Annotated in this window: 8 protein-coding genes and 1 tRNA gene; 2 read left to right on the top strand and 7 right to left on the bottom strand. The window is 70.9% G+C overall.

Annotated elements, in window-relative coordinates:
- The 4 genes from GC203_RS20125 to GC203_RS20110 all read right to left on the bottom strand — a co-directional run.
- The coding region (locus tag GC203_RS20125) for a valine--tRNA ligase (protein WP_293458316.1) at nt 1–1,666 on the bottom strand (1,666 nt) is incomplete at its 3' end.
- Between the two features lie 258 nt (nt 1,667–1,924).
- Nucleotides 1,925–2,500 carry a DUF2497 domain-containing protein gene (locus GC203_RS20120; protein ID WP_293458314.1) on the bottom strand — a complete coding sequence of 192 codons (576 nt, stop codon included), beginning with the start codon at nt 2,498–2,500 and terminating at the stop codon, nt 1,925–1,927.
- A gap of 82 nt (nt 2,501–2,582) precedes the next feature.
- Nucleotides 2,583–4,163, bottom strand: a complete 1,581-nt coding sequence (locus GC203_RS20115; protein WP_293458312.1) for a TolC family outer membrane protein — start codon at nt 4,161–4,163, stop codon at nt 2,583–2,585.
- A gap of 132 nt (nt 4,164–4,295) precedes the next feature.
- The gene (locus tag GC203_RS20110; RefSeq protein WP_293458311.1) at nt 4,296–4,859 is read right to left on the bottom strand and encodes a protein-L-isoaspartate O-methyltransferase; all 564 of its coding nucleotides are present in this window, start codon (nt 4,857–4,859) and stop codon (nt 4,296–4,298) included.
- Between the two features lie 111 nt (nt 4,860–4,970).
- On the opposite strand from GC203_RS20110, the gene GC203_RS20105 reads away from it, so the two are divergent.
- Nucleotides 4,971–5,044: transfer RNA gene (locus GC203_RS20105), tRNA-Cys, on the top strand.
- 6 nt (nt 5,045–5,050) lie between these two features.
- Here the strand turns inward: GC203_RS20105 and GC203_RS20100 are convergent.
- The 3 genes from GC203_RS20100 to GC203_RS20090 form a co-directional block, all read right to left on the bottom strand.
- Nucleotides 5,051–6,106, bottom strand: a complete 1,056-nt coding sequence (locus GC203_RS20100) for a serine hydrolase domain-containing protein (RefSeq protein WP_293458310.1) — start codon at nt 6,104–6,106, stop codon at nt 5,051–5,053.
- A gap of 219 nt (nt 6,107–6,325) precedes the next feature.
- On the bottom strand, nt 6,326–7,702 hold the full coding sequence (locus tag GC203_RS20095; protein WP_293458309.1) for an FAD-containing oxidoreductase: 1,377 nt from the start codon (nt 7,700–7,702) through the stop codon (nt 6,326–6,328).
- Entirely contained in the window at nt 7,699–8,163 is a 465-nt protein-coding gene (locus tag GC203_RS20090) for a DUF4126 domain-containing protein (protein WP_293458308.1), read from the bottom strand. The genes GC203_RS20095 and GC203_RS20090 overlap by 4 nt, the downstream gene beginning before the upstream one ends.
- Before the next feature lie 51 nt (nt 8,164–8,214).
- On the opposite strand from GC203_RS20090, the gene GC203_RS20085 reads away from it, so the two are divergent.
- Entirely contained in the window at nt 8,215–8,931 is a 717-nt protein-coding gene (locus GC203_RS20085) for an SDR family oxidoreductase (protein WP_293458307.1), read from the top strand.
- Nucleotides 8,932–8,952 lie beyond the last annotated feature (21 nt).

The following is an 8,952-nucleotide window of genomic DNA, read 5'->3' as shown; positions in this document are numbered from 1 at the left end:
TCAGGGTGAAGCGCAGGGCGTCGGCGCCGTAGTCGTCCACCAGCTCCAGGGGGTCCATGACGTTGCCCTTGGACTTGGACATCTTCTTCCCCTCGGCGTCGCGCACGAGGGCGTTGATGAAGACCCGCTTGAACGGGACCTCGCCGGTGAAGTGGATGCCCTGCATCATCATCCGGGCGACCCAGAAGAAGATGATGTCGAAGCCCGTGATCAGGGTGTGGGTGGGGTAGAAGCGGCGCAGGTCGTCGGTCTTCTCGGGCCAGCCCAGGGTGGAGAACGGCCACAGGCCCGAGGAGAACCAGGTATCGAGGACGTCCTCGTCCTGGCGCAGCGGGGTGGGCCGGCCGTAGTGCTCGTCGGCCTTGCGCTGGGCTTCCGCCTCCGTCTCCTCGACGAACGCCTTGCCGTCGGGGCCGTACCAGGCCGGGATGCGGTGGCCCCACCAGAGCTGGCGCGACACGCACCACGGCTGGATGTTCCGCATCCACTCGAAGTAGGTCTTCTCCCAGTTCTTCGGCTGGAAGACGGTCTCGCCCTCCTCCACCGCCTTGATGGCGGGCTTGGCCAGGACGTCGGCGGCGACGTACCACTGATCGGTCAGATAGGGCTCGACGACGACGCCCGAGCGGTCGCCGTGCGGGACGGTGTGCTTCGTCTTCTCGATCTCGCGCAGCAGGCCCAGGCGCTCGAATTCCTCCACCACCTTCTTGCGGGCGGCGAAGCGGTCGAGGCCGCGGTACTCCGGCGGGGCGTTGTCGTTGATCCGCGCGAAGTCGTCGAAGACGTTGATCATCGGCAGGTTGTGGCGCTTGCCGACGGCGAAGTCGTTGAAGTCGTGGGCCGGGGTGATCTTCACCGCGCCCGAACCCTTCTCGGGGTCGGGATATTCGTCGGCGATGATCGGGATGGGCCGGTTGACGATGGGCAGGCGCACGGCCTTGCCCACCAGGGCGGTGTAGCGCTCGTCGCTGGGATGGACGGCGACGGCGGTGTCGCCCAGCATGGTCTCGGGGCGCGTGGTGGCCACGACGATCTCGCCGGAGCCGTCCTCCAGCGGATAGGCGAAGTGCCAGTAGTGGCCGTCGACCTCGCGCTGCTCCACCTCCAGGTCGGAGATGGCGGTCTGGAAGTGGGGGTCCCAGTTCACCAGCCGCTTGTCGCGGTAGATCAGCTTTTCCTTGTGGAGCTGGACGAACACCTTGCGGACGGCGGCCGAGAGGCCCTCGTCGAGGGTGAAGCGCTCGCGGCTCCAGTCGCACGAGGCGCCCAGGCGGCGGAGCTGGTTGACGATGGTCCCGCCCGACTTGGCCTTCCACTCCCAGACCTTGGCGACGAAGTCGTCGCGGCCCATGTCGCGGCGCGACTGGTTGCCCTCGGCGGCCAGCTGACGCTCGACCACCATCTGGGTGGCGATGCCGGCGTGGTCGGTGCCCGGCAGCCACAGCGCCGCCTTGCCCCGCATGCGCTCGAAGCGGATCAGCACGTCCTGCAGCGTGTTGTTCAGCGCGTGGCCGATGTGCAGCGAGCCGGTGACGTTCGGCGGCGGGATGACGATGGAGAACGGCTCGGCGGCCGGGTCGTCGGTCGGCGCAAAGCCGCCCGAGGCCTCCCACTGAGCATAGAGGCGCGGTTCGGCGGTCTTGGGATCGAAGGTCTTGTCGAGCATGGGGTCAATTGGTGCTTGAGGGGCGTGCATACACATCCGCGCCCAAGCGCGAAAGGCGGCCTTGCTTCCCTTCCCGTCACACGGGAAGGGGGGACCATTCGCCGAAGCCGGCGCGAGCCGGCTGAAGAGCGGATGGTGGGAAGGGAATGGGTTCTGCAGTGCGCGCGGCCTGCCCTCTCCACCCCCCGCTCTTCAGCCGGCTCGCGCCGGCCTCGGCGGGCGGTCCCCCTCTCCCGCGTACCGCGGGAAAGGAAGAGGTCAGCGTACTCGGCCGCGGGCGATGCGTTCGACTTCGGCGTCGACGGCCTGCTGGACGATGCCGGGCAGGTTGTCGTCGAGCCACTGCTGGAGCAGCGGGCGCAGGAGCTCGCGGACGACGTCCTCGAGCGTGCGGCCCTCGGCCGGCATCAAAATGCCCGCCGAAAGGCGGCCGAAGGTGGCGGCGGTGGCGGCGGCGACGGCGTCGCTGACCAGGCCCTCGCCCGGCGGCGCGGGGGTCGGAGCCGGCGCTTCAGCGACGGCGGGCGGCGGCTCGGGCTCGCTGGCGGCCACGAAGTCGAGGTCGCCGTGGGTCTCGACCTTCTGGGTCAGTTCGAGATCGCCGTCGTCGTCTTCGTCGGCCGGCATCTCGAAGTCGGCGGCGGGCGAGGCGGCCGTCTCCGGCTCGGGCTCCGGGACCGGGAGCGGCTCGTCGGCGGACTTCGCCGCGGCGGGCTCGGCTTCCGGCGCAGCCGGGGCGCCGTCGTCGGCCGGGGCCTCGTCTTCGGAAATGATGCGGCGGATGGAGGCGAGAATTTCCTCCATCGTCGGTTCTTGGGACGTCTGTTCGGACATGTCGCCTTACTGCCGCGGTTGAGTCTGCGCCTCGACCCTAAGCGCGCCCGCCCGATCGTGCAATTTTCCGGCTAACAGCGTGTCAATGAGTCGCCGGATTGTCCGCCGGCGGTTCAGACGGCGCCGCGCCGAGGCCAGGCCCGATGGCCTTCTCCTCGGGCCGGTCGCTGGGCGCGTGCGACGGATAGGGCGTGAGCGACTGGTCGAGGATGCCGATCGGCTCCTCCCAGGGCACCCAGCCCCAGGTGATCCGCAGCTTCCTGAAGTTCTTGGCGGCGTCGTACTGCTCGGCGCCCGGAATCAGGTTCCTGGCCTCCAGCCGGCCCATCAGCGCCAGGATGTTGGCCGACGCCACATATTCGTCGCGCCTGGAGCTGACCTGGTTGACCTCGGCCTGGCGCAGCTCCTGCTCGGCGTTCAGCACGTCGATGGTGGTGCGCAGGCCCACCTGCTGCTCCTGGCGCGTGCCTTCGGCGGCGATCTTGGCGGCGCGGACCTGCTCCTCGCTGGAGGTGATGTTGGCGCGCGCGGCCAGCAGCTGGCTCCAGAACTGGGTCACGTTCTGCAGGACGCTGCGGCGCACGCCCTCCAGGGTGACGCGGTCCGACGTGTTGCGTTCGACGGCCTGGCGAATGCGCGAGCTGACGAGGCCGCCGGAGAACAGCGGCACGGAGGCCGAAACAGTGGCGGTCACGCCGCGGCTGTAGAGGTCGCGCTGGAAGGCGTCGGCCGGGCGGTCGGGAATGGCGGGGCCGCTGAAGCCGTAGGTCACCTGCCCGGACACGCTCGGCATGCGCTCGGCATGGGCGGCGGCGATGCGCGCCTTGCTGGCCTCGACCGAATATCCCTGGGCGAGGAGTTGCGGATTGTGCTGCTCGGCCACCTTGAAGGCCTCGTCCGGATCGCCGGGCATCAGGAAGTCGAGCGAGGGTTCGGGGTCGAGATCGCCCGGATTCTGGCCGACGACGGCGGCGTAGCCGGCGCGCGAGATGGCGAGCTGGGCGACGGCCGTCTGCAGCAGGGCCTGGGCCTGCGAGAGACGCGCCTGGGACTGCGCCACGTCGGTGCGGGTCACCTCGCCCACGTCGAAGCGGGCCTGGGACTCCTCGAGCTGGCGGGTGAGGACCTTCACGTTCTCCTGACGGATTCGCAGCGACTCCTGGTCGCGGCGCACGTCGGCGTAGGACTGGATGACCGACACCAGCACCGAGGCTTCGACCCGGCGAAGGTTCTCGCGGCCGGCCAGGATGTCGGCGTTCGCGGCGTTGACGGAGGCCGCGACCCGGCCGCCCGTCCAGAGCGGCTGGCTGAACGTCAGGCCCACGCGGCCCTGGTTGCTTTCGAAGATGCCGAAGTTCCCGAAGCTGTCCGGCTGACCGTCACCGTTGGTGTCGACGCTCCGCGAGGCCTTCGGGACGCGGTTTTCGCTGTACGAGAGGCTGCCGCCCATGGTCAGGGTCGGGCGCCAGCCGGTGCGGGCCTGGACGTAGGTCTCGTCGAGCGCGCGTTGCGTCGCGCGCTGGGCCTGCAGGGTCGGATTGTTCTGGTAGGCCAACGCGATGGCGTCGGAGAGGCTCTCGGCGCCCGCCGGAGCGGCGGCGGCGGCGGCGACGCCTGCGCACAAGGTCGCGGCCAACAGCCGGCCGCGGAAACTGATCGACATTCGTTATCCCCGATCTCGCGAGAGACGCGTCCTTATATGCTTTCGTCTGCCGCTTCGGCCAAGCCACGTCACCTTAAGCTTTTTTCACCCCGCGGTTTCGTGGGTGTTTCAGCTTCGAGCCGGGTTCGTAACCTAGAAGGCGAAACCGTGTTTCGCCTCGAAACCGGCCAGCACGGGCGGGAAACTGTCGAAGATCTCGCGGCGGCCGACGCCGTCGTGGGCGCGCAGGTAGATGCAGGCCTTGCCCACCGGACCGTCCCGTTCGACCACGCCTAGCCGACCGTTCGTCGCGAGCGCGGCGGTCCAGGCGTCGGGCGCGCGGCCCACGGCGCCCTCGCAGACGATGGCGTCGAACTCGCCGGCCGGCAGGGCCTCGCCCGCCTCGACGCGGGTGACGGGCAGCCCCATCTCCTCGATCACGGCGGCGGCGTAGGGGGCGCTGATCGCCAGCACCCGCTCGCCGGGCATGGGCCGGAGCGCCTGGAGCAGCTTGGCCACGTCGCGCGGCTTCAGGAGCCAGCGGCCGGGCGCGTACTCGGCCTCGATGTCGGCATAGGCGAGGTGCGCCTTGGCCTCGGGCAGGAACCGCTCGCGCGGCAGGGCGCGCATCGCGTCGTGGATGCGCACGTCCGTGACGTCGGCGGTGCGCACCTGGCTCTCGACCATGTTGAGGCGGGCGGCGGCGTGGTCGGCCATGAGGTCCCCTTAAGCCGGACAGGAATCCGTGGCGGGGGTTATATGCCGCCCTGGCCGGAAGGCAATTGCGGCGGAAGGGCCGTTCTGTTAGCGAGAGCGCCCACTTCCGGCGGCCTGATGGCGGAGTGGTGACGCAACGGACTGCAAATCCGTGAACCCGGGTTCGATTCCCGGTCAGGCCTCCAACCTTCCTACTTCGAAGTTCCCACCCCTTCCGCGGCCAGGATGAGCCTCCGCGCGGCCTGGATGTCGGCCACCACATTGGGCAGGCGGTCCTTCAGGAAGAAGACGCCGTAGACGCCGTTGTCGCGGTCGATCCACGGATAGGTCCCGAAGGCGCCGGGGCTGGAGACCATGCCGCAGCGGCCGCCCGCCTCCACCGTCTCGCACCAGTTGCCCAGGGCGTAGCCGTCGAGGCTGGTCGCGCCCGGCGGCTTGTAGGCCATGGTCGCCTTGGCGGTCTGGAGCGTCTCCATGGCGTCGAACGCCGTCTCGGAGATGATCCGCTTGCCGTTCGACTCGCCACGGCCGGCCAGCATGGTGATGAAGCGGCCGTAGTCGTCGGCGGTGGTGTAGACGCCGGCCTGCAGGTTGGGGTTCTTCACCTCGTCGGGCTTGAGGCCCGGCCGCAGGGGATTGCCCCAGTAGGTGCGGGTCATGCCCAACGGGCCGGCGATGCGTTCCTGGAACAGCTCGGCCCAGGTCTTGCCCGTAGCCTGCTCGACCAGCGCGCCGGCCACCTGGAGCGACGGGCCGCCATAGCGGAACGCCGTGCCCGGCGGGTCGGTCAGCGGCCGGGCGGCCACCTGGCGGGCCGATTCGGCGAGGGTGATGTGCGGGTCCTGACGCAGGTCGAAGAAGCCCTCCAGGCTCCCCTGCCCGGCCGTGAACGACATGAGCTGGCGCAGGGTGACCTTACCCGCCTCGCCGGTGAACTCGGGCAGGCGCTCGCCGATGGGCTGGTCGAGGGACAGCTTGCCCTCGTCGACCACGGTCATGACCAGGGTGGCGGTCATCCACTTCGACGCCGAGGCGATCGGGAGCTGGGTGTCGGGCGCGATGTCGCCCACGTCCAGCCGGTAGAGCAGCTTGCCGTCCTTGAAGGCGAGCGCAGTGACGCCGGGCGCGCCGTCGGCCACCACCTTCTCGAGCTGGGCCTTCAGGCCCGGCGGCGGTTCGGCGGCGACGGCGGCGGTGGCGAACAGGGCCGCGGCCAGGCAGAGCGGCGCGGATCGGAAAAGGCGCATGTCGTCCTCGAAGTCGGCACAAGATCTGACGCCACCATGCCGCGCCTGATGCGCCGGCGCGCCCCCGGGCGGGCGCAGGAATTCATAGACCGGGGCTATGACGCCCCCTCCGGCCCTTCGGGCCACCTCCCCCGTCTCGCCGGGGGAGGAGCGAATAGGCACTGCTCCTCCCCCGCCTGCGGGGGAGGTGGCGGCGCAGCCGACGGAGGGGGCGCGAAGCTAGGGCTTCAACTCGCCGAGCACGGTGGGGATGAGCTCCGCGACGGTCGGGTGGATATGCACGGTGCGCTGGAGGGTCGTGTACGGCCGGCCCGTGGCCATGACGTCGAGCACGGAGTGGATCGCCTCGTCGCCCTCGACGCCGAGGATGGCGCCGCCGAGGATGGCGTCGGTGTCGGCGTCGACCACCACCTTCATGAACCCCTGGGTCTCGCCCTTCTCGACCGCGCGGCCGACGCGGGTCATCGGACGGGTTCCGACGCGAATGCTGCGGCCCTCGGCGCGGGCCTGGGCCTCGGTCATCCCGCAGCGGCCCAGCGGCGGGTCGATGAACAGGGCGTAGGTGGAGATGCGGTCGCTGACCCGGCGGCGGTCGCCGTCAAGCAGGTTGGCGGCCACGATCTCGTAGTCGTTGTAGGCGGTGTGGGTGAAGGCGCCGCGGCCGTTGCAGTCGCCCAGCGCCCAGACCCCCTCGGCGCTGGCGCGCAGTTCGTCGTCCACCTTGATGTAGCCGCGCGCGTCGGTCTCGATCCCGGCGACGTCCAGGCCCAGGTCGTCGGTGTTGGGCCGCCGCCCGGTCGCCAGGAGGACGTGCGAGCCCACCACCTGCGGCGCGCCGGCCTTGCAGTCGACGCCGACGGCCACGCCTTCCGCGTGGGGGGCGAAGCTGATGCACTCGGCGTTCAGGCGCAGCTCGATCCCCTCGCCCTTCAGGATCTCGGCGATGGCGTCGGAGACCTCCGGGTCCTCGCGGGCGATGAGGCGGCCCGACTTCTCGACGATCGTCACCTGGGCCCCGAAGCGGCGATGCATCTGGGCGAACTCCAGGCCGATATAGCTGCCGCCCACCACCACGAGATGGCGCGGGACCTCCTGCAGGTCGAGCACCGAAACGTTGTCGAGATGGGGCGCGTCGTTCACGCCCGGCAGGTCCGGGACCACCGCGCGGCCGCCGACGTTGAGGAAGATGTTCGGGGCGGTGAGCCGTTCGGCGCCGACGGCGATCTCGTGCGGGCCGGTGAACATAGCGTGGCCGCGATAGATCGTGACGCCATCGGTCCCGCCCAGCCAGGATTCCAGGCCGTGGCGGGCGTCCATGGTGACCTTGCGGGCGCGGCCGCGGACGGCCGGCATGTCGACGCCCACCTCGCCCGGGATCGTCACGCCCCAATGGGCCGCGTGGCGGGCGACATGGGCGGCGCGGGCGCTGGCCACCAGGGCCTTGGTGGGCATGCAACCGGTGTTCACGCAGGTGCCGCCGAAGTGCTTGCGCTCGACGATGGCCACCTTCCGGCCGGCCCCGGCGAGCCGGGCGGCGAGCGAGGGCCCCGCCTGACCCGCGCCGACGACGATGGCGTCGAAGGCGGCGGCGCTCACAGCAGGCCTCCGACGACCAGGGCCGCGCCGCCGACGGCGACGAGATCCTCCAGCAGGGCCGCGGGCAGATCGCGCCGGAAGGCGGCCGCCAGGCGCGCCCGCGCCCAGGCCCCGCCCAGGGTTCCCATCACCGCGCCCACGGCGCCCAGGGCCACGCCGGGCAACGGCGCGCCCAGCGAGGCGCCCACCGCCCAGCCGGCCAGGCCGCCGGCACCGACGCGGGCGGCGAACGACACGGGAATCTTGCGGCTGGGCGTCGCCGGCAGCTTGTCGGTGACCAGTTCGGCGGCCGCCAGCAGGGTGAAGATCCATGGCGTGAGGCCCAGCCCCATGAACGCCATCGGCGTGCCCGCCAGGTGCAGGAGCCCCATGGCGGCGGCCCAGCTCGCGGCGGCCGGAGCGGTCATCGACCGCAGGCCCGCGATGACGCCCAGCAGCAGGGCGGCGAAGTAGAAGGTCATGCACGCCCTCCCGGCGCTTGAAGCCTGAACGCGGCCATCCTAACCCAGGCCATGACCGACGAACGCCCCCACATTCTGGTGACCGGATCCACCCGCGGCATCGGCGCCGCGATCATGGACACATTGCGGGGCCGCGCCGAGGCGATCGGCCATGGCCGCGCCGACGCGCCGGACGCCATCGGCGCCGACCTCTCCGATCCGGACGCCGCCGACCGGCTCTGGGACGCGGCGCTGGCGCGGCTGGGCGGGCGGATCGACGTGCTGGTCAACAACGCCGGGGTGTTCGAGCCCATCGCGGTCGACGCCGAAGCGGACGCCTGGCGCGCGGGCTGGGGCCGCACGATGCAGATCAACCTCCAGGCCGCGGCCGACCTCTCCCGGCGGGCGATCCTGCACTGGCGCGAACGCGGCGCGGGCGGCCGGCTGGTGAACGTGGCCAGCCGGGCGGCCTATCGCGGCGATTCCCCCGCCCACTGGCACTATGCGGCGTCGAAGGCCGGGATGGTGGCCATGACCAAGTCGATCGCCCGCGGCTATGCGGCCGAGGGGATCCTGGCCTTCGCCGTCTGCCCCGGCTTCACCATGACCGGCATGGCCGAGGACTATCTGGCGAGCCGCGGCGGCGACAAGCTGCTGGCCGACATCCCGCTGGGCCGGGTGGCGGCGCCGGCCGAGGTGGCGAACGCGGTCGCCTATCTGGCGCTGGAGGCGCCGGCGTCGATGACGGGCGCGGTGCTGGACATCAACGGGGCCAGCTTCGTAAGATAATTTACATTCGTCATTTCTTGG

Source organism: Phenylobacterium sp. (assembly GCF_016124325.1).
Classification (GTDB): Bacteria; Pseudomonadota; Alphaproteobacteria; order Caulobacterales; family Caulobacteraceae; genus Phenylobacterium.
This window is presented reverse-complemented; position numbering and strand designations above follow the sequence as displayed.